Source organism: Ralstonia sp. 1138, assembly GCF_040544795.1.
GTDB lineage: Bacteria > Pseudomonadota > Gammaproteobacteria > Burkholderiales > Burkholderiaceae > Ralstonia > Ralstonia flatus.
The window spans coordinates 753046-772371 of the sequence record NZ_JBEPKQ010000003.1 but is presented as its reverse complement, the minus strand read 5'-3'; the positions used below and the strand labels follow the sequence as shown (position 1 = coordinate 772371).

The 19326-nt window shown below is 62.2% G+C and carries 18 protein-coding genes and 1 tRNA gene; 1 reads left to right on the top strand and 18 read right to left on the bottom strand.

Annotation, left to right across the window (positions count from 1 at the left end; genetic code table 11):
• Positions 1–141: 141 nt before the first annotated feature.
• The 17 genes from nuoI to ABIC76_RS16390 form a co-directional block, all read right to left on the bottom strand.
• On the bottom strand, positions 142–633 hold the full coding sequence (nuoI, locus tag ABIC76_RS16470) for an NADH-quinone oxidoreductase subunit NuoI (RefSeq protein ID WP_003261939.1): 492 nt from the start codon (positions 631–633) through the stop codon (positions 142–144).
• 20 nt (positions 634–653) lie between these two features.
• Positions 654–1718 carry an NADH-quinone oxidoreductase subunit NuoH gene (gene nuoH, locus ABIC76_RS16465; RefSeq protein ID WP_009241059.1) on the bottom strand — a complete coding sequence of 355 codons (1065 nt, stop codon included), beginning with the start codon at positions 1716–1718 and terminating at the stop codon, positions 654–656.
• A gap of 8 nt (positions 1719–1726) precedes the next feature.
• The gene (gene nuoG, locus ABIC76_RS16460) at positions 1727–4078 is read right to left on the bottom strand and encodes an NADH-quinone oxidoreductase subunit NuoG (RefSeq protein WP_354534598.1); all 2352 of its coding nucleotides are present in this window, start codon (positions 4076–4078) and stop codon (positions 1727–1729) included.
• 12 nt (positions 4079–4090) lie between these two features.
• Positions 4091–5386, bottom strand: a complete 1296-nt coding sequence (gene nuoF / locus ABIC76_RS16455; RefSeq protein ID WP_009241061.1) for an NADH-quinone oxidoreductase subunit NuoF — start codon at positions 5384–5386, stop codon at positions 4091–4093.
• Positions 5387–5890 (bottom strand): NADH-quinone oxidoreductase subunit NuoE, encoded by a 504-nt coding sequence (gene nuoE / locus ABIC76_RS16450; RefSeq protein ID WP_004630801.1) that lies wholly within the window; start codon positions 5888–5890, stop codon positions 5387–5389.
• A 115-nt stretch (positions 5891–6005) separates the two neighbouring features.
• Positions 6006–7259, bottom strand: coding sequence for an NADH-quinone oxidoreductase subunit D (locus tag ABIC76_RS16445; RefSeq protein ID WP_009241062.1), 1254 nt, complete (start codon positions 7257–7259; stop codon positions 6006–6008).
• A 13-nt stretch (positions 7260–7272) separates the two neighbouring features.
• On the bottom strand, positions 7273–7875 hold the full coding sequence (locus ABIC76_RS16440) for an NADH-quinone oxidoreductase subunit C (protein WP_354534597.1): 603 nt from the start codon (positions 7873–7875) through the stop codon (positions 7273–7275).
• A 1-nt stretch (position 7876) separates the two neighbouring features.
• Entirely contained in the window at positions 7877–8359 is a 483-nt protein-coding gene (locus ABIC76_RS16435; RefSeq protein WP_004630808.1) for a NuoB/complex I 20 kDa subunit family protein, read from the bottom strand.
• Between the two features lie 6 nt (positions 8360–8365).
• A complete protein-coding gene (locus ABIC76_RS16430; protein WP_004630810.1) occupies positions 8366–8725 on the bottom strand; it encodes an NADH-quinone oxidoreductase subunit A in 360 nt (119 codons plus the stop codon).
• Between the two features lie 163 nt (positions 8726–8888).
• Positions 8889–8973 (bottom strand) — tRNA-Leu (locus ABIC76_RS16425).
• Positions 8974–9153: 180 nt separating this feature from the next.
• Positions 9154–9516, bottom strand: a complete 363-nt coding sequence (secG, locus tag ABIC76_RS16420; protein WP_102066409.1) for a preprotein translocase subunit SecG — start codon at positions 9514–9516, stop codon at positions 9154–9156.
• Positions 9517–9577: 61 nt separating this feature from the next.
• Positions 9578–10324, bottom strand: coding sequence for a triose-phosphate isomerase (gene tpiA / locus ABIC76_RS16415; protein ID WP_102066410.1), 747 nt, complete (start codon positions 10322–10324; stop codon positions 9578–9580).
• 79 nt (positions 10325–10403) lie between these two features.
• Positions 10404–11408, bottom strand: a complete 1005-nt coding sequence (locus tag ABIC76_RS16410; RefSeq protein WP_354534596.1) for an NAD(P)H-quinone oxidoreductase — start codon at positions 11406–11408, stop codon at positions 10404–10406.
• A gap of 38 nt (positions 11409–11446) precedes the next feature.
• The gene (locus ABIC76_RS16405; protein ID WP_147217682.1) at positions 11447–12400 is read right to left on the bottom strand and encodes an HAD family hydrolase; all 954 of its coding nucleotides are present in this window, start codon (positions 12398–12400) and stop codon (positions 11447–11449) included.
• A gap of 102 nt (positions 12401–12502) precedes the next feature.
• Complete coding sequence (gene pnp / locus ABIC76_RS16400; protein ID WP_037027177.1) at positions 12503–14677, bottom strand: polyribonucleotide nucleotidyltransferase; 2175 nt, start codon at positions 14675–14677, stop codon at positions 12503–12505.
• 318 nt (positions 14678–14995) lie between these two features.
• On the bottom strand, positions 14996–15265 hold the full coding sequence (gene rpsO, locus ABIC76_RS16395; RefSeq protein ID WP_012436069.1) for a 30S ribosomal protein S15: 270 nt from the start codon (positions 15263–15265) through the stop codon (positions 14996–14998).
• Between the two features lie 160 nt (positions 15266–15425).
• On the bottom strand, positions 15426–16682 hold the full coding sequence (locus ABIC76_RS16390; RefSeq protein WP_354534729.1) for a branched-chain amino acid ABC transporter substrate-binding protein: 1257 nt from the start codon (positions 16680–16682) through the stop codon (positions 15426–15428).
• 179 nt (positions 16683–16861) lie between these two features.
• Between ABIC76_RS16390 and ABIC76_RS16385 the strand changes: the two genes are divergently transcribed.
• Positions 16862–17314, top strand: a complete 453-nt coding sequence (locus tag ABIC76_RS16385) for a hypothetical protein (RefSeq protein WP_502947865.1) — start codon at positions 16862–16864, stop codon at positions 17312–17314.
• Positions 17315–17558: 244 nt separating this feature from the next.
• Here the strand turns inward: ABIC76_RS16385 and ABIC76_RS16380 are convergent, their stop codons facing one another.
• A complete protein-coding gene (locus tag ABIC76_RS16380; protein ID WP_027681024.1) occupies positions 17559–19100 on the bottom strand; it encodes a 2-isopropylmalate synthase in 1542 nt (513 codons plus the stop codon).
• Between the last annotated feature and the right edge of the window lie 226 nt (positions 19101–19326).

Below are 19326 nucleotides of genomic sequence, written 5' to 3'. Positions count from 1 at the left end.
GGGCCGTTTTGCGGCACGCGCTTGTCCAAAGCCGCGGTGGCATGACGCCACCGCAACTGGTTGGCTCTCGAAGAGCCGTTGTCCAACCGGGATGTCAACTGCAACGCCCGCCAACTCCAGCTGCACGGCGGACGTCTTGAATCAGCGGTACTTAGCGTCGGCCGCCTTGTTGGCCGCAATTTCCGGCTCGAAGCGATCACCCACGGCCAGCAGCATGTCCTTGGTGAAATACAGGTCGCCGCGCTTTTCACCGTGGTATTCCAGGATGTGCGTCTCGACGATGGCGTCCACCGGGCAAGCCTCTTCACAGAAGCCGCAGAAAATGCACTTGGTCAGGTCGATGTCATAGCGCGTGGTGCGGCGGGTGCCGTCGTCGCGCTGATCCGACTCGATCGTAATGGCCAGGGCCGGGCAAACGGCTTCGCACAGCTTGCATGCAATGCAGCGCTCTTCCCCGTTCGGATAGCGACGCAGTGCATGCAGGCCGCGAAAGCGCGGCGACAGCGGCGTCTTCTCTTCCGGAAAGAGAACAGTGATCTTGCGCGCGAACAGATAGCGCCCGGTCAGCGCCAGGCCCTTGAAGAGTTCCTTCAGGAGCAGGCTGTTAAAGAATTCCTTGATGGCAAGCAACATGGTGCCTTCCTATTGTCCCGTTACTTCCAGATGTTCCACGGCGACACCAACCAGATGGCGACGACGACAAGCCAGCCCACAGTGAGCGGAATGAAGATCTTCCAGCCCAGACGCATGATCTGGTCATAGCGATAACGCGGGAACGATGCACGCAGCCAGATGAAGACCGACAGCAGCAGGAAAACCTTGATCAGCAGCCAGAAGAAGCCCGGAATCCAGTTGAGGACCGGTGCGTCGATCGGCGAAGCCCAGCCGCCCAGGAACAGCGTCGCCGTCAGCGCCGAGATCACGATCATGTTGATGTACTCGGCCAGGAAGAACAGCGCGAACGCCATGCCCGAGTACTCGATCATGTGGCCGGCTACGATCTCGGATTCGCCTTCCACCACATCGAACGGGTGGCGGTTCGTTTCAGCCACACCCGAGATGAAGTAGACGCCGAACATCGGCAGCAGCGGCAGCCAGTTCCACGACAGGATGTTGATACCGTGACCTGCAAAGAAACCGCGGTTCTGCGAGTTGACGATGTCCGACAGGTTCAGGCTACCCGTCACCATCAGCACCGTCACGAGCGCGAAGCCCATCGCGATTTCGTACGAAATCATCTGTGCCGAGGCGCGCATCGCACCGAGGAACGCGTATTTCGAGTTGGAAGCCCAGCCCGCCAGAATCACGCCATACACGCCGACAGAGCTGATCGCCATCACGTACAGCAGGCCGGCGTTGATGTTCGACACCATCGCCTCGGCCTGGAACGGAATCACCGCCCAGATCGCCACGGCGGGCATCAGCACCATCAGCGGCGCGATGATGTACATGCCACGGCTGACCGCGCTCGGCACCATGACTTCCTTGAGGAGCAGCTTCAGCACGTCGGCAATCGGCTGCAGCAGGCCCATCGGGCCCACGCGGTTCGGGCCCAGACGCACGTGCATCCAGCCGATGAGCTTGCGCTCCCACAGGATCAGGTAAGCCACGCACAGCAGCAACGGCAGAATGATGCAGACCGCACGGACCAGCGTCCAGATCAGCGGCCACCACCCACCGAAGGTGGCGGTACCGAAAGAAGTAATCGACTCGATCATGTTGACCCTTACACCGTAGCCGCCAGCGCGGACGATTCAACCTTCTCAACGCTCACCGCACCGAACATGGCACCCAGCTGCGCCGACGCCTCGGTCGCCGCGGGCACACGGATCACGCCGGAAGCCAGCGACTTGTCCAGCACTGCCGGCAGCACCACACTGGTCTGCCCTTGCGTCACGCGCACGGCATCACCATCGACCAGGCCCAGCTGTGCATAGAGATCTGCCGGCACGCCAGCGCGCACCGCGGCGCGTGCTGCAGCCGTCAGTTGCAGGGAGCCCGCACGACGCACGATCGGGTCGGCGTGGTAGATCGGCACATCGGCCAGACGTTCGATGCCTGCCGCAGCGGCAGCAGGCGCGGCGGTCTGCGCGGTCGTCGCGTTCGACAAACGCTCGCTGACCGGCTTGGCCAGCACTTCGTCGCGCACCACTTCCGAGCTGTCGTATTCAAAGCCCGAGACGTTCAGCAGGTTGCCCAGCACGCGCAGAACCTTCCACGCCGGACGCGAATCGCCCAGGCCGCGCACAACGCCGTTGAAGCTTTGCGGCAAACCTTCGCAGTTGATGAACGTGCCCGACGTTTCCGTGAACGGAGCCGTCGGCAGCAGCACGTCCGCGTACTCAAGGGCGGCGCGGGAAGCGAACGGGGCGAGCACGATCACGGTGTCAGCCTGGTCCAGCGCGGCACGGGCTTGCACGGGGTTCGCAGTATCGAATTCCGGCTCAGCGCCCAGCAGCACGTAAGCGCGACGCGGTTGCGCCAGCATGGCGGCGGCGTCCAGACCATTGCCTTGCGGCAACGCACCGGCAATGTAGCCGCCCACGGTGTTGGCCGCTTCCGTCAGGAAACCCAGCGTCGCGCCGGTCTGCTGCGCCACCCACTGGGCCAGCGCATGCAGTTGCGAGAACTGCGGATGCGCCACAGCAGCGTTACCGAGGAACACAGCCTTACGCTCTCCCGACGCAAGGCTCGCAGCGATGCGCTTGGCAACGTCACCGGCTTCGATGCTATCGGTGCCACCCGGGCGGGCAACGTTGTTGGCAGCTGCCACCGCCACGGCAACTTGCGACAGCAGCGACAGCCATTGCGACGGCGCGCCCAGCAACTGCGTGGCAGGCATCAGCAAATCTTCGCCACCTGCGCCGATCACGCTCAGTTGCGCACCCTTCTTGCCTGCCTGACGCAGACGCGCGGCCAGCAGCGGGTGATCCTTGCGCAGGAACGAGCCAACAACCAGCGTACGCTGCAGCAGCGACACGTCGGCGATCGGCATGCCGAGCCACGGAGCGCCCGTCGGCTTGGCCGAGAAATCAGACTGACGCAGACGGAAGTCGACGTTGTCGCTGCCAATGCCGCGCACCAGTTTTTGCAACAGGAACAGCTCTTCCAGCGTGCTGTGCGGGCTCGCCAATGCACCAATCTGCTCAGCGCCGTGATCACGCTTGATTTCGTTAAGGCCGTTGGCCACGTATTCCAGCGCAGTGGTCCAGTCGACCGCCTTCCACTGTCCGCCTTGCTTGAGCATCGGCTGGGTCAGGCGGTCGTCGCTGTTCACGCCTTCATAGGCGAAACGGTCCTTATCGGACAGCCAGCATTCGTTGATGGCTTCGTTGTCCAGCGGCAGAACGCGCATCACGCGCTGATTCTTCGTCTGGACGATCACGTTGGCGCCCAGGCCATCGTGCGGCGACACCGACTTGCGGCGTGCCAGTTCCCACGTACGGGCCGAATAGCGGAACGGCTTGCTGGTCAGCGCGCCAACGGGGCACAGGTCGATCATGTTGCCCGACAACTCGGAGTCAACAGTCTGACCGACGAACGTCGTGATCTCGGAATGCTCGCCGCGGTTGAGCATGCCCAGTTCCATCACGCCGGCAATTTCCTGGCCGAAACGGACGCAGCGCGTGCAGTGAATGCAGCGCGTCATTTCTTCCATGGAGATCAGCGGGCCCACATTCTTGTGGAACACCACACGCTTCTCTTCCTGGTAGCGCGATTCAGACTTGCCGTAGCCCACGGCCAAGTCCTGCAACTGACACTCGCCGCCCTGGTCACAGATCGGGCAATCCAGCGGGTGGTTGATCAGCAGGAACTCCATCACGGACTTCTGCGCCTTCACTGCCTTCTCGGAATTTGTGAAGACCTTCATGCCCGCGGTGACGGGCGTGGCGCAGGCCGGCAGCGCCTTGGGCGCCTTCTCGACCTCGACCAGGCACATCCGGCAGTTGGCCGCGACCGACAGTTTGCGGTGATAGCAAAAGTGAGGAATGTAGGTGCCCGTCTGGCGGGCCGCCTCCATCACCAGGCTGCCTTCGGCAACCTCGACCTTCTTGCCATCAATTTCGATTTCAACCATGTTCTGCCACGCTTAAAGGTAGGTGGGCACCATGCACTGCTTGTGTTCGACGTGATACGCGAACTCATCCCAGTAGTGCTTGAGCATGCCGCGGACCGGCATCGCAGCGGCATCGCCGAGTGCGCAGATGGTCCGGCCCATGATGTTTTCGGCCACGTTGTTCAGCAGGTCCAGGTCTTCCTGGCGGCCCTTGCCGTGCTCGATGCGATCGACGACGCGGTACAGCCAGCCGGTGCCCTCACGGCACGGCGTGCACTGGCCGCACGACTCTTCGTAATAGAAATACGACAGGCGCAGCAGCGACTTCACCATGCAGCGCGTTTCGTCCATCACGATGACAGCGCCCGAGCCCAGCATCGAGCCGGCCTTGGCGATCGAGTCGTAATCCATGTCGGAGGCCATCATCAGATCAGCCGGCACCACCGGCGCCGACGATCCGCCCGGGATGACCGCCTTGAGCTTCTTGCCACCGCGCATGCCGCCCGCAAGCTCCAGCAGCTTGGAGAACGGGGTGCCCAGCGGAATCTCGTAGTTGCCCGGACGCTCCACGTCGCCGGACACAGAGAAGATCTTCGAGCCGCCGTTGTTCGGCTTGCCCATCTTCAGGTAGTTATCCGGACCGATGGCCAGCAGGAACGGCACCGCGGCAAAGGTTTCGGTGTTGTTGATGGTCGTCGGCTTGCCGTACAGGCCAAAGCTCGCCGGGAACGGCGGCTTGAAGCGCGGCTGGCCCTTCTTGCCTTCCAGCGACTCGAGCAGTGCGGTCTCTTCACCGCAGATGTACGCGCCATAACCATGGTGCGCATGCAGCTGGAAGTTGAAGCCGGACCCCAGGATGTTGTCACCGAGGAAGCCCGCAGCGCGCGCCTCTTCCAGTGCCTGTTCGAAGATCTTGTATTCGTTCCAGATCTCGCCGTGGATGTAGTTGTAGCCCACGGTGATGCCCATCGCGTAGCCGCCGATGGCCATGCCTTCGATCAGCGCGTGCGGGTTGTACCGGATGATGTCGCGATCCTTGAACGTGCCCGGCTCACCTTCGTCCGTGTTGCAGACGAGATACTTCTGGCCCGGGAATTGACGCGGCATGAAGCTCCACTTCAGGCCCGTCGGGAAGCCTGCACCGCCACGGCCGCGGAGGCCAGAGGCCTTCACGTCGGCAATGACCTGCTCGGGGGTGATCTTCTCGGTGAGGATGCGTTTGAGCTGCTGATAGCCGCCACGCTTGACGTAATCTTCGAGGTGCCAGTTGTCGCCGTTCAGACCGGCCAGAATCAACGGCTGGATATGTCGATCGTGCAGGGAGGTCATTTACTTGCCTGCTCCGTTGGTCGGCGCCTTCGACTGGAGGTCGGCGATCAGCGCGTCGAGCTTCTCGTTGCTCATGAAGCTGCACATGTGGGTGTTGTTGACGATCATGACCGGTGCATCACCGCACGCGCCCATGCACTCGCCTTCCTTCAGCGTGAAGTTGCCGTCGGCGGTGGTCTCGTTGAAACCGATGCCCAGCTTCTTCTTCAGGTAGTCGGCAGCACGTTCGCCGCCCGACAGCGCGCACGGCAAGTTCGTGCACACCGACAGCTTGAATCGGCCAACCGGCTTGGTGTCGTACATGTTGTAGAACGTCGCCACTTCCTCGACCCACACCGGCGGCATTTCGAGGTACTCGGCCACGAACTGCATGACTTCGGGCGAGACCCAGCCTTTCTCGCTCTGCGCGACCGCCAGCGCCGCCATCACGGCGGACTGCTTCTGGTCGGCGGGATATTTCGCGACCGCCCGGTCGATTTCCTTGAGAGCTTCTGCTGATAGCATGTTCGTTGCGATTGGTGCGGGACGCGGGGCGTATTACCTGACTGCCTTACCCCGGCGTGCGTCCTCGTTTCACAGCCGCGCTTGCCTGCGCGTCAAACCGTTGTTTCCTGCGTGTTCAGCGATCGATCTCGCCAAACACGATGTCCTGCGTACCGATGATCGTGACGGCATCGGCAATCATGTGACCCTTCGCCATTTCGTCGAGCGCGGCCAGATGAACGAAGCCCGGTGCGCGGATCTTCAGACGGTACGGCTTGTTGGCGCCGTCGGAGATGGCATAGATGCCGAACTCGCCCTTCGGGTGCTCAACGGCGGCATACGCCTCGCCTTCTGGCACATGCATACCTTCGGTGAAGAGCTTGAAGTGGTGAATCAGCTCTTCCATGTTGGTCTTCATGTCCACGCGCGACGGCGGCGCCACCTTGTGGTTATCGGTGATCACCGGACCCGGGTTCTTACGCAGCCACTCAATGCACTGACGGATGATGCGATTGCTCTGGCGCATTTCTTCCACGCGCACCAGATAACGGTCGTAGCAATCACCGTTCACGCCGACTGGGATATCGAAATCGATGCGGTCGTACACCTCGTACGGCTGCTTCTTACGCACATCCCATTCGATGCCCGAACCACGCAGCATCGCACCGGAGAAGCCCTTGTTCAGTGCGCGCTCCGGACTCACCACGCCGATGCCAACCAGGCGCTGCTTCCAAATCCGGTTGTCCGTCAGCAGCGTTTCGTATTCGTCAACGTACTTCGGGAAGCGGTTGGTGAAGTCTTCAATGAAGTCCAGCAGCGAGCCCGAACGTGTTTCGTTCAGGGCGGCCAAGGCCTTCTCGTTGCGCACCTTGGATGCCTTGTATTGCGGCATCGTGTCGGGCAGGTCGCGATACACGCCGCCCGGACGGTAGTAGGCCGCGTGCATGCGCGCGCCTGACACCGCCTCGTACATATCGAACAGATCTTCGCGCTCGCGGAAGGCGTACAGGAACACCGCCATGGCGCCCACGTCCAGCGCGTGCGAACCGATCCACATCAGGTGGTTCATGATCCGCGTGATCTCGTCGAACATGACGCGGATGTACTGGGCGCGCAGCGGCACCTCAAGACCCAGCAGGCGCTCGATTGCCATCACGTAGGCGTGCTCGTTGACCATCATCGACACGTAGTCGAGACGGTCCATGTACGGCACGCTTTGAATCCAGGTCTTTTGTTCGGCGAGCTTTTCCGTCGCGCGATGCAGCAGACCGATGTGCGGGTCGGCACGTTGAATGACTTCGCCGTCCAGCTCAAGCACAAGGCGCAGCACGCCGTGTGCGGCCGGGTGTTGCGGACCGAAGTTCAGGGTGTAGTTCTTGATATCTGCCATGATCGGGCGCCCTTCAGTGCTTCAGACCACCGTATTGATCTTCACGGATCACACGCGGCGTAATCTCGCGCGGCTCGATGGTTACCGGCTGGTAGACCACGCGGCGCTGCACCGGGTCGTAACGCATTTCAACGTAACCCGACACGGGGAAGTCCTTGCGGAACGGATGGCCAATGAAGCCGTAGTCGGTCAGGATGCGGCGCAAGTCCGGATGGCCTTCGAACACCAAGCCATAGAGGTCAAACGCTTCACGCTCATACCAGTCAGCGGAATTCCAGACCGTGGTCACGGACGGCACCACGGGCAGATCATCGTCCGGCGCGAACACGCGCACGCGGACACGCCAGTTGTGCGTGATCGACAGCAGATGCACCACAGCAGCAAAACGCGGGCCGTTCCAGGCACCGTCGCCGTAGTCGGCATAATCGACGCCACACAGGTCGATCAGTTGCTCGAATTTGAGCGAGGCATCATCGCGCAGGGTGTGCATGACGTCGTAGTAATCGGCAGCCTTCACTACGAGAGTGAGTTCGCCGATCGACTCGGTCAGGCTTTGAACGCGATTACCCAGCGCCTTTTCCAGCGCGGCCTTCAGGGTGGCAAGCTTCTCGGTCATGTCAGGCCTTGCGCGCAATGGTGTTGGTGCGGCGGATCTTGGCCTGCAACTGGATGATGCCGTAGATCAGCGCTTCGGCCGTCGGCGGGCAGCCGGGCACGTACACGTCGACCGGCACGATGCGATCACAGCCGCGAACGACAGAATACGAGTAGTGGTAATAGCCGCCGCCGTTTGCGCACGAGCCCATCGAGATGACCCAGCGAGGCTCGGCCATCTGGTCGTACACCTTGCGCAGCGCCGGCGCCATCTTGTTGCACAGCGTGCCGGCCACAATCATCACGTCAGACTGACGCGGTGACGGGCGAAACACCACGCCGAAACGGTCCAGGTCGTAACGCGACGCGCCAGCGTGCATCATTTCCACGGCACAGCATGCCAGACCGAACGTCATCGGCCACAGGGACCCAGTACGGGTCCAGTTGATCAGCTTGTCAGCGGTTGTCGTGACAAAGCCTTCGTTAAGTACGCCTTCGATCGCCATTTCACATCACTCCCAATCGAGCGCGCCTTTTTTCCAGATGTAGACGAAGCCCACGAGAAACTCGAGAAGAAACACGCCCATCGCGAAGAACCCCGGCCAGCCGATCTCACGCAGCGCCACGCCCCAAGGGAAGAGGAACGCGGTCTCCAGATCGAACAGGATGAACAGGATGGCGATGAGGTAATAGCGCACGTCGAACTTCATGCGCGCGTCTTCGAATGCTTCGAAGCCGCACTCGTACGGCGAGAGCTTGTCAGGATCGGGATTGTTCGGACCGAGGACTCGGCCGATGGTCATCAGAGCAAGGCCGAGGCCAACACCGACAACGATGAACAACAGTACGGGGAAATAGGCTTCGAGGTTCAAGGGACGCCCGCCTTTTTGAATGGTTGCAACAGCACTGCCCGCAGGCGGCGCCTTGTCGCCCCATCGAAGGCGCCGGGTCCGCAGCCTTACGACGCCTCGACTGCGCGTCGTCTTGCGGAGGGGCCTGCGCGGAACATCCCGTGGAACAGACCCCGAATTTGATTGGTGCCGACGGCGAGACTCGAACTCGCACAGCTTTCGCCACTACCCCCTCAAGATAGCGTGTCTACCAATTTCACCACGTCGGCTGGGGGAAGAAACTCTATCAGGAACCCGGTTGAGACTGAGTGCCCCTGCCCGTTTTCCGTATTGTTTCAAGCCTTGCATTCTACCGCAAAGCGAAGCTTTTGTTCAATGCACAAAGAAAAATCTTATGCTTCGCGGCGCGCTGAAAAACCCAGACAGTACGCCGCGATCGTTACATCAAATTACTTGGGCACAGCCGGCGAGGAAGCCGCACCCGGAGCAGCGGCAGGAGCCGAGGCTGCCGGCGCCGATGCCGTCGACGTAACAGGTGCGACCGAACCCATCACACCCGCAGACACGCTGCCCTTGCTGGTGCCGATCAGCGTCAGCGCCAGCGTAGCAATGAAGAACACCGTAGCCAGCACGGCCGTCGTACGCGACAGGAAGTTGGCCGAGCCCGTGGCACCAAACAAGCTACCCGACGCGCCCGAGCCAAACGCCGCCCCGACGTCGGCGCCCTTGCCGTGCTGCAGCAGCACCAAACCAATCACGCCGAGTGCGCTCAGAATTTGCGCCACCAGCAGCAGAGTCTTCAGAATTGCCATTTCGTTTCTCTCAATATTATGTTGCAGCCGCACATGGGGACATGGCGACCCGATTCGTCGTTTATGCGCGACCGATCGCCAGGAAATCTTCCGCCTTCAGCGATGCGCCGCCGATCAGGCCGCCATCGATGTCCGCCATAGCAAACAACTCGCCGGCATTGTCCGGCTTGACGCTGCCGCCATACAAAATCGCCAGCCGCTGCGCCACACCAGCGTCACGGGCAGCAACGCGCGCCCGCAGGAACGCATGCACAGCTTGCGCCTGCTCGCTCGTGGCGGTTTTGCCGGTGCCGATGGCCCAGACCGGCTCGTAGGCCACGACGATACGGCCCAGCTGCTCCACCGACAGCGCCTCCAGCACCGCATCCAGCTGCCGACCGACCACTTGCTCGGTCTCACCCGCTTCGCGTTGCGCCAGCGTTTCGCCTACGCAGACGATCGGGGTGATGCCGTGTTCCAACGCACGCAGGGCCTTGGTCGCCACTTGCGCATCGGTTTCGCCGTGGTACGAGCGGCGCTCCGAGTGGCCAACGATCACGTAGCCGCAACCAAATTCCGACAGCATCGACGCCGCCACTTCGCCCGTAAAGGCGCCGCGCGCTTCAGCGGACACATCCTGCGCGCCCCAGGCCACCGCAGAACCAGCGAGCAGCGACTGGCACTGCGCCAGGTACGGGAACGGCGCACACACCGCCAGCGCGGCGCCGGTTTTGCCTGCGGCCTTGATCTGCTCAAGCAGCGCGGCGTTCGTGCTCAGACTGCCATGCAGCTTCCAGTTGCCCACCACCAGCTTCGGTCTTGCGTTCACGTTTTGCCCGGTCGACTGTCAAATAAACCCGGCATTCTACCGCGGCGGCAAAAACAGGGTCAATTTTGGCGTCTTGGCGTCAATCCCAAACCAACATGATCTTGCCGATATGCGCGCTCGATTCCATCAAGGCATGCGCCTGCGCCGCCTGTGCGGCCGGCATGACCTCGTGCACGACCGGCTTGATACGCCCCGACGACAGCAACGGCCAGACGGTTTCATACAGATTGGCGGCGATGGCCGCCTTGAATGCAACCGGACGCGGGCGCAGCGTCGAGCCCGTCAGCGTGATGCGCCGACGCAGGATGTCGCCGAGCGGCACCTCGGCCTTGGCACCGCCCAACAGCGCAATCAACACGATGCGGCCGTCGTCGTCGGTGCAGGCGATTTCGCGCGCGACATAGCTCCCGCCGACCATGTCGAGCACCACGTCGGCGCCGCGTCCCGTTTCGGCCTTGACGATTTCGACGAAATCTTCGGTCTTGTAATTGATGGCGCGCGTGGCGCCGAGTTCGACGCAGGCAGCGCACTTGTCGGCGCTCCCCGCCGTCGCGAAAACGCGGTGGCCCAATGCGGAGGCGATCTGAATGGCCGTCGTGCCGATGCCGCTCGAGCCGCCCTGCACGAGCAGTGTTTCATCGGCACCGTGCGCGCCCTGCCCCAGCAAGCCGCGATCGAACACGTTCGACCAAACGGTGAAGTAGTTCTCCGGCAACGCAGCCGCTTCGACATCGGACAGGCCAGCCGGCACGGGCAGCACTTGACCCAGAGGCGCGGTGCAGAACTCCGCGTAGCCGCCGCCTTGCACCAGCGCGCAGACGCGATCGCCCACCTTCAAGCCGTAGCGATTGTCAGCATGCGCCAGATCGCCACTGACGATCTCGCCGGCAACTTCCAGCCCCGGAATATCCGAGGCGCCGGGCGGCACCGGGTAGTTGCCCGTGCGCTGAAATACATCCGGCCGGTTCACGCCGGCAGCGCGCACGCGGATCAGCACCTCGCCGGCCTTGGCTTCCGGCATCGGCCGCTCGCCAAGCTGCAAGACTTCGGGGCCACCGTATTGCGTAATTTCAATCGCTTTCATGGGAATCGGATCAATGAGGTTGAGACGCAGGGCGTGAGTTACGAGACGCTACGCTTGGGCTCGACAAAGTGCTGCGGAATGCCGCGCGTCGTCTCGCGCATGATTTCTTGTTTGCCGTGGACGATGCCGTCGGCGATCTTGCCGATATGCAATTTGAGCCACATCTCCGTCGGCGAGCCGGCGCGATAGTCGGCCGGGCCGAGCATGTCGACGCGATCATCCGCACGCAAGTTGTCGGCCTGTTCGAATGAGCGAGGGCTCTCAGGGTTGTAGACCGCATAGGTGCGGCCACCGCCCTTGCGGGCAACCGAAAACGCCGGAATATCGCTCGGCCCATCCGCCACGTAGATCATGTTGGCGAAGGGCACGCGGCGCTCGTCCTCGGCAATCGACGAATTCACGCTCACCGCTTCCGGGTGCTTGTTGACGCCCTTGTTGATCTCGAACAGCGCCCGCGTCTTGGTGGTGTTGTCGATGGCGTAGATGACTTCCGAGATGACCGGCCGCCCGTTTGCGTTCGAATCGGGCGCCTCCAGGAATTCGCAGCCCCATACGCCGTCGATGTATGGGGCAATGGGCGAACCCTTGATCATCTCTGTCAGGCCTGTGCTGACAATGTAGTGCTCGAGCTTGATGTCGAACGCCTGGTAGGCCGCGTTGTCGCGCACCCACGCTTTGCTGCGCTCGAAAAAATCGGTTACGCCGGGAAAGAATTCGAGTTCAGCGCCCAGCTCGCGCAGCGTGGCATTGTCGAGGCCGCCCATGCGTCCGTCGCGCACATGACGCAGCAGCACGTTGAGGTAGAACGTCTCCTGGTTGACCTTCTGACCGCGCGATTCGATTTCGCGCGCGCCCGCGGCCACTTCGTCCCAGAAACCCTGTTCGGCGATATTGAAACGGTCGAACAACGGCACTTGCATGTAGCGCGGGATCAGCGTCTTGTCGAAATCCCAGACGATGGCGATGCGGTTTTGCTCGAACAGACGGCTCATGATGGGGCGCGAAGAGACAACGGGAGGGAACTCGCGACGCAGTGTAAACAAAAAAAACGGCTGGACATCGTCCAGCCGTTTTTCTTGGCGAAAACCGCTTGCTTACTGCTGTTGTTGCTGCTGTTGCTGCGAGGCAGCGTCGCCAGCACCCGGGGCTTGCGGTGCAGCGGCAGGCACGTCGCCTTCTTCAGCCTTGGCAGCCTTGATCGACAGACGCATGCGGCCCTTCTCGTCGGTGCTCAGCAGCTTCACGCGCACGGCCTGGCCTTCCTTCACATAGTCGGAAACCTGGTTCACGCGCTCGTTGGCGATTTCCGAGATGTGCAGCAGACCGTCCTTGCCCGGCAGGATGTTCACGATCGCGCCGAAGTCCAGCAGCTTCAGAACCGTGCCGTTGTAGATCTTGCCCACTTCGGCCTCGGCCGTGATGCCTTCGATGCGACGCTTGGCTTCTGCCATGCCTTCCGACGAAGTCGACGCGATAGTGATCGTGCCGTCTTCCTGGATGTCGATCGTGCAACCGGTTTCCTTGGTCAGCGCCTGGATGGTAGAACCGCCCTTGCCGATCACGTCGCGGATCTTCTCCGGATTGATCTTGACGGTGATCATGCGCGGGGCGTGCTCCGACAGCTCGGTGCGAGCGCCGCCCATGGCAGCCTGCATCTTGCCCAGGATGTGCAAGCGGCCTTCCTTGGCTTGCGCCAGCGCCACCTGCATGATTTCCTTGGTGATGCCCTGCACCTTGATGTCCATCTGCAGCGCGGTGATACCTGCGTCGGTACCCGCCACCTTGAAGTCCATGTCGCCCAGATGATCTTCGTCACCCAGAATATCGGTCAGCACGGCGAACTTGTTGTCTTCCAGGATCAGGCCCATGGCCACGCCGGCCACGTGCGCCTTGAGGGGCACGCCAGCATCCATCAGTGCCAGCGAACCGCCGCACACCGAAGCCATCGACGACGAGCCGTTCGACTCGGTGATTTCCGACACCAGACGGATCGTGTAAGCGAATTCGTCGTCCTTCGGCAGCACCGGAATCAGCGCGCGCTTGGCCAGACGGCCGTGGCCGACTTCGCGGCGCTTCGGGCTGCCCACGCGACCGGTTTCGCCCGTGGCGAACGGCGGCATGTTGTAGTGGAGCATGAAGCGGTCACGGTACTCGCCTTGCAGCGCGTCGATGATCTGCTCGTCGCTCTTGGTGCCGAGCGTGGCCACCACCAGCGCTTGCGTTTCACCGCGCGTGAACAGAGCCGAGCCGTGGGCGCGGGGCAGCACCGACGAACGGATCTCGATCGGGCGCACCGTGCGGGTGTCGCGGCCGTCGATACGGGGTTCGCCGTTCAGGATCTGACCGCGCACGATCTTCGATTCGAGTTCGAACAGGATGTTGTCGACTTCCACGCCGTCGGCTTCCACGCCGGCTTCGGCCAGCTTGGTCGCAACCGACTTGTAGACTTCCTTCAGCTTCTGGCTGCGGGCCGACTTCTGGCGCAGTTGGTAAGCGGCTTGCAGATCGGCCAGGCCCAGCTCGGACACCTTGGCGACCAGCGCTTCGTTCTTCGGAGCAGCTTGCCAATCCCACTCGGGCTTACCGCCGTCGCGCACCAGCTCGTGGATCGCGTTGATGGCAATCTGCATCTGCTCGTGGCCGTACACCACGGCGCCCAGCATGACTTCTTCCGAGAGCTGCTGCGCTTCGGACTCGACCATCAGCACGGCACGCTCGGTACCGGCCACAACCAGGTCCAGATCCGAATGCGCGAGTTGGGCACGATTCGGGTTCAGCAGGTATTGGCCATCCTTGTAACCCACGCGGGCAGCGCCCACCGGGCCGTTGAACGGCAGGCCCGACACAGCCAGCGCAGCCGAAGCCGCCACCAGCGCCGGAATGTCAGCCGGCACTTCCGGGTTCATCGACAGCACGTGGATCACGACCTGGACTTCGTTGTAGAAGCCTTCCGGGAACAGCGGACGCAGCGGACGATCGATCAAACGCGAGGTCAGCGTTTCGTTTTCCGACGGACGGCCTTCGCGCTTGAAGAAGCCACCCGGGATCTTGCCGGCGGCGTAGGTCTTCTCGAGGTAATCGACGGTCAGCGGGAAGAAGTCCTGGCCCGGCTTCGGGTTCTTGGCGCCCACCACGGTGGCGAGCACGACGGTGTCGTCCATGTCGAGCAGCACAGCGCCGCTCGCCTGACGGGCGATCTCACCCGTCTCCATGCGGACCTTATGGCCGCCCCATTGGAATTCTTTGACGACCTTATTGAACATGGTCATAGCATCTCCTGTTCGGTATTCGCGGCGCGCTTCATTGCGCTTCACCGCGACAAACACGTTCCGTAAGACGGTGCGGTTGCAGAGGTGTGTTTTATGCCATTCCAGCGCAGCGCTGGCATCAATGCCGCGTTGGAATGACACAAGGCCCTGCTTCCTGCCGCCCCCGGTCCATGGCAGCCGCTTCATCTTGAACTGGCCGACTGCCATCACTCACCGGTTGCCCGGCGCGGCCACAAACGCAGCCGCCAAAAACAAAATGCCTGCATCAGCACGCTGACGCAGGCACTTTTCATCACGCGCAGTGCGTGATACCCACCATTACTTACGCAGACCCAGCTTCGCAACCAGGGCGGTGTAACGGTCAGCGTCCTTGCTCTTGAGGTAGTCCAGCAGACGGCGACGACGGCTCACCATGCGGAGCAGGCCGCGACGGCTGTGGTGATCCTTCATGTGCGCCTTGAAGTGCGGCTGCAGTTCGTTGATGCGAGCGGTCAGCAGTGCAACTTGCACTTCCGGGCTACCCGTATCGTTGGCGCTGCGGCCGTTATCTTTGACGATGTCTTGCTTTTTGATGTCAGCGACGGACATTTTGATTCCTTTGACTTGCGGACACTGCAGCGCCTGAATAGCCGCCGTTGGTGCCGTGTTGAACAATGATCTTGCCGCCCCGTCCGAGTCTGGACCTAGACAGCAAGACCGCGATTATAGCCTAGAACCCCACTCCAGCGACAGCCCCACCTCGTTTCCCTCAATGGCGCGCCATCTTGCACGTCGTTGGGAGGGCCGCTTGAGCTTCCGGAATCACTTTCAACGTACGAAACCCGTAGCCGGAGCCCTCGATATCGAAAGGCGCACCGGGCGTGCCCGCACGCTCCATCTGCGTGACAACAAGGGGCTGGATGGCTTGATGATCCTCGGGCCGCAGCGTGATGCGGTGGAAACCGATGTCCAGAGAAGCGCCTTCCAGCGCACGTGCGACGGCGGCAGCTTCCGTGGTTCCCGCTTTCTTGATGGCCGCCGCCAGCATGTCGACCATCATCTGGTCACGCAGCAGCGGGTAGTCGTCGGTGGGGGCGGGATAGCGGGCACGGAAGGCCTTATAGAACGCGTCGGACTTGGCGCCGCCCAAATTCGGATGCCATTCCGCAACCGCCACCACACGGCCAACCCCTGCGTCGCCCATCGCACCTGGCGCCCCCAGGGAGTTGCCATAGAACGTAAAGAACCGCGCCTTCAGTCCGGCATCCCGCGCGGCCTTGACGAGCAGCGTCAGATCATTCCCCCAGTTGCCGGTGACGACCGTATCCGCACCGGACGCAGCAATGCGCGCCACGTACGGTGCAAAATCCTTCACCTTGCCGATGGGGTGCAACACCTCACCAACGATTGCGACGTCCGGCCGCTTCTCGCTCAACTGCTGCCGCGCCAGTTGCGCCACCTGGCGGCCGAATGTGTAGTCCTGCCCGATCAGGTAGACCCTTTTGACGGCCTTTTCCGCGCGAATCACTTCCGTGAGCGCGTGCATGCGCATGTCGGCCGATGCGTCAAAGCGGAAATGCCAGAAGCTGCATGCTTCGTTGGTCAGCGCAGGATCGACGGCGGCGTAGTTCAGGAAGAGCACGCGCGCGTCCGGATGACGTTCGTTGTAGCGCGAGATCGACGTCGACAACGCTGCCGCTGCCGCCGAACTGTTGCCCTGCAGCACAAAGCGGATACCGACATCCGTGGCGGCTTGCAACTGCAGCAACGACTCATCAACCGTGTTCTTGCTATCAAAGCGCACGAGCGCAAGCGGATGGTTGCCATCGGGCAACTTCACACCACCGCGCGCATTCACACCTTCGATGGCCATGCGCAGATTGCGCTCGACTGCTTCGCCCGCGTTGGCAAACGGGCCCGAAAGACCTTCAATCAGCGCCAACCGGATCGGCGCGGCTTCGGGCTGGGCACCCGCCGCCCCACACAACCCCAAGGCCGCCAGCGCGGCCACAAACCAACGAAACATCATGGCAAATCTCCGTGAAGCGCGGATGGTAAAGCGCCGCTGCGTATCGACACAAGCCAGCGTAAATCGCACGCCCGCCTACACTGAAGCCATCGGGAGGACCCATTGTGAAGATTCGATCGACATGGCAGTGCGCGGCGCTGCTCGCCGCAGCGCTGGCGTCAACAAGCGCGTGTACCGTGTTGGCGCCCGTACAAACGGGCGAAGCACTGGTCGGCCAACCCGCTTCTGCCGTGGAAGCACGATTTGGCACACCGTCGGAACGGTATCCGCACGCCGGTGGCGGCACGCGCTGGCTCTATCCGACGCAGCCCTACGGGCAATTCACTTATGCCGCCGATTTCGATGCGAGCGGCAAGCTCGTCTCGTTCCGGCAGATTCTGACCACGATGGATTTTGCACAGGTCCGCGTCGGCACGGCGACGCAAAACGATGTGCTGCAGACGTTCGGCAAGCCCGAAGAAACCGCGTATTTCCGGCTGATGGATCGGCAGGTTTGGTCCTACCGTTTCAAGCATGAAGGCGTGTGGCCCTCGCTGATGCACTTCTATTTCGACCGCGACGGCATCGTGCGGCTCACGCAGGTCAGCCCCGACCCGATGTACGACCACGATCACGATTCCAGCCGCTGAGCCCGCGTCAAAAGCCAGAACGGCAACATCCACGCGAGGCGCATCGCCTGGCGTGGACGTTCGGGTCGGCCATGTCGTGGATCGCACAGACATCGCGCTCAAAGACGGCTGGCATGGCGCACGCTCCTGACGTGTCCGGTGCCGCCGCACCCGCTTCGCGTTCCGGTGGATAACCGGGTGCGCGCTCAGTGGTGATCGTGTTGGGGTCTGGGCTGACTCCTGCGTGTGTTGATGGAACCTGCGATCAGATCTGCGGGTTAAGTTTTTCGCTGCTCTTGTCCTGGAGCTTGTTCAGCGCGGCAAGGTAGGCCTTGGCCGAAGCCGCAACGATGTCCGGATCGGTGCCCACGCCGTTGACGATGCGGCCCGACTTGGACAGCCGCACCGTCACCTCGCCCTGCGCCTGCGTGCCGGTGGTGATCGCGTTGACGGAATACAGCAGTTGCTCTGCGCCGCTGGCGACCTTGCTCTCAATCGCATTCAGCGTGGCGTCGACCGGGCCGTTGCCCTCCGCTTCGCCCGTCACTTCCTTGCCGTCTGCCACGAAGACGATGCGGGCATGCGGCCGCTCGCCGGTTTCCGAGCGCTGGGCCAGCGACACGAAACGGAAGTGCTCGCCCTCGCTGTGCTGCGCCTCGTTGGAAACGATGGCGACAATGTCTTCGTCGAAGATCTCGGCCTTCTGATCGGCCAGCTCCTTGAAGCGCGTGAAGGCGGCGTTCAGTTCGGCCTCGGAATCCAGCTCGATGCCCAGCTCCTGCAGACGCTGCTTGAACGCGTTGCGGCCCGAGAGTTTGCCGAGGACGATCTTGTTGGCCGTCCAGCCCACGTCTTCAGCTCGCATGATTTCGTACGTGTCGCGCGCCTTCAGCACGCCATCCTGGTGAATGCCGGAAGCATGTGCGAAAGCGTTGGCACCAACGACCGCCTTGTTCGGCTGCACGACGAAACCGGTGATCTGCGAGACCAGCTTGGACGCCGGCACGATCTGCGAGGTGTCGACACCGACATCGAGGTTGAAGTAGTCGCGACGGGTCTTCACGGCCATCACCACCTCTTCCAGGCTGGTGTTGCCGGCGCGCTCGCCCAGGCCGTTGATCGTGCACTCGATCTGGCGTGCGCCGCCCAACTGGACAGCGGTCAGCGAGTTGGCAACCGCCATGCCCAGATCGTCATGGCAATGCACCGACCAGATCGCCTTATCGGAATTGGGAATGCGCTCACGCACCGAGCGGATCAGCGCGGCGTAGCCTTCCGGCACCGCATAGCCCACCGTATCCGGCAGATTGATGGTGGTCGCGCCTTCGGCGATCACACCTTCCAGCACGCGGCAGAGGAAGTCCATATCAGAGCGGCTGCCGTCTTCCGGCGAGAACTCGATGTCGTCGGTGAACTGGCGCGCGAAGCGCACCGCCAGGCGCGCCTGCTCGTACACCTGGTCCGGCGACATGCGCAGCTTCTTTTCCATGTGCAGCGCCGATGTGGCGATGAACGTGTGGATGCGGAACTGCCCCGCCGGCTTGAGCGCCTCGGCAGCGCGCGAAATGTCGCGGTCATTCGCACGGGCCAGCGAGCAAATCCGTGAATCCTTGACCGACTGGGCAATCGCGCGGATCGCTTCAAAGTCACCATTGGAGCTGGCCGCGAAGCCGGCTTCGATCACGTCCACCTTGAGCCGCTCGAGCTGCTTGGCGATGCGGATCTTCTCTTCCTTGGTCATCGACGCCCCGGGGGACTGCTCGCCGTCGCGCAAGGTGGTATCGAAAATGATGAGTTTGTCGCTCATGGCGGCTCCTTGGTGGGGTGACGTTTTTGGCGTCGGTCTTAGTGGTGTTTTGAATGGTTTCTTGCGGCGCAGAATGCAAAACGCCCCGGCGTGCATGGTTGCAGGCCGGGGCGCTGTGAATTCTGGTTCGCGAAAACTTGGCGGTTTCTGCTTGCCTTGTCTTGCGATTTCCTATGCACGTGTCCCGACCTGACGACCTAGTAGGCCATCAATCGAGACTAGCGTA

Excerpts from the sequence above, each read along its gene's own strand:
- nuoI (WP_003261939.1), bottom strand. The coding sequence starts at position 633 with ATGTTGCTTGCCATCAAGGAATTCTTTAACAGCCTGCTCCTGAAGGAA.
- nuoH (WP_009241059.1), bottom strand. The coding sequence starts at position 1,718 with ATGATCGAGTCGATTACTTCTTTCGGTACCGCCACCTTCGGTGGGTGG.
- nuoG (WP_354534598.1), bottom strand. The coding sequence starts at position 4,078 with ATGGTTGAAATCGAAATTGATGGCAAGAAGGTCGAGGTTGCCGAAGGC.
- nuoF (WP_009241061.1), bottom strand. The coding sequence starts at position 5,386 with ATGACCTCCCTGCACGATCGACATATCCAGCCGTTGATTCTGGCCGGT.
- nuoE (WP_004630801.1), bottom strand. The coding sequence starts at position 5,890 with ATGCTATCAGCAGAAGCTCTCAAGGAAATCGACCGGGCGGTCGCGAAA.
- ABIC76_RS16445 (WP_009241062.1), bottom strand. The coding sequence starts at position 7,259 with ATGGCAGATATCAAGAACTACACCCTGAACTTCGGTCCGCAACACCCG.
- ABIC76_RS16440 (WP_354534597.1), bottom strand. The coding sequence starts at position 7,875 with ATGACCGAGAAGCTTGCCACCCTGAAGGCCGCGCTGGAAAAGGCGCTG.
- ABIC76_RS16435 (WP_004630808.1), bottom strand. The coding sequence starts at position 8,359 with ATGGCGATCGAAGGCGTACTTAACGAAGGCTTTGTCACGACAACCGCT.
- secG (WP_102066409.1), bottom strand. The coding sequence starts at position 9,516 with ATGGCAATTCTGAAGACTCTGCTGCTGGTGGCGCAAATTCTGAGCGCA.
- ABIC76_RS16410 (WP_354534596.1), bottom strand. The coding sequence starts at position 11,408 with ATGAAAGCGATTGAAATTACGCAATACGGTGGCCCCGAAGTCTTGCAG.
- ABIC76_RS16405 (WP_147217682.1), bottom strand. The coding sequence starts at position 12,400 with ATGAGCCGTCTGTTCGAGCAAAACCGCATCGCCATCGTCTGGGATTTC.
- pnp (WP_037027177.1), bottom strand. The coding sequence starts at position 14,677 with ATGACCATGTTCAATAAGGTCGTCAAAGAATTCCAATGGGGCGGCCAT.
- rpsO (WP_012436069.1), bottom strand. The coding sequence starts at position 15,265 with ATGTCCGTCGCTGACATCAAAAAGCAAGACATCGTCAAAGATAACGGC.
- ABIC76_RS16390 (WP_354534729.1), bottom strand. The coding sequence starts at position 16,682 with ATGTTTCGTTGGTTTGTGGCCGCGCTGGCGGCCTTGGGGTTGTGTGGG.
- ABIC76_RS16380 (WP_027681024.1), bottom strand. The coding sequence starts at position 19,100 with ATGAGCGACAAACTCATCATTTTCGATACCACCTTGCGCGACGGCGAG.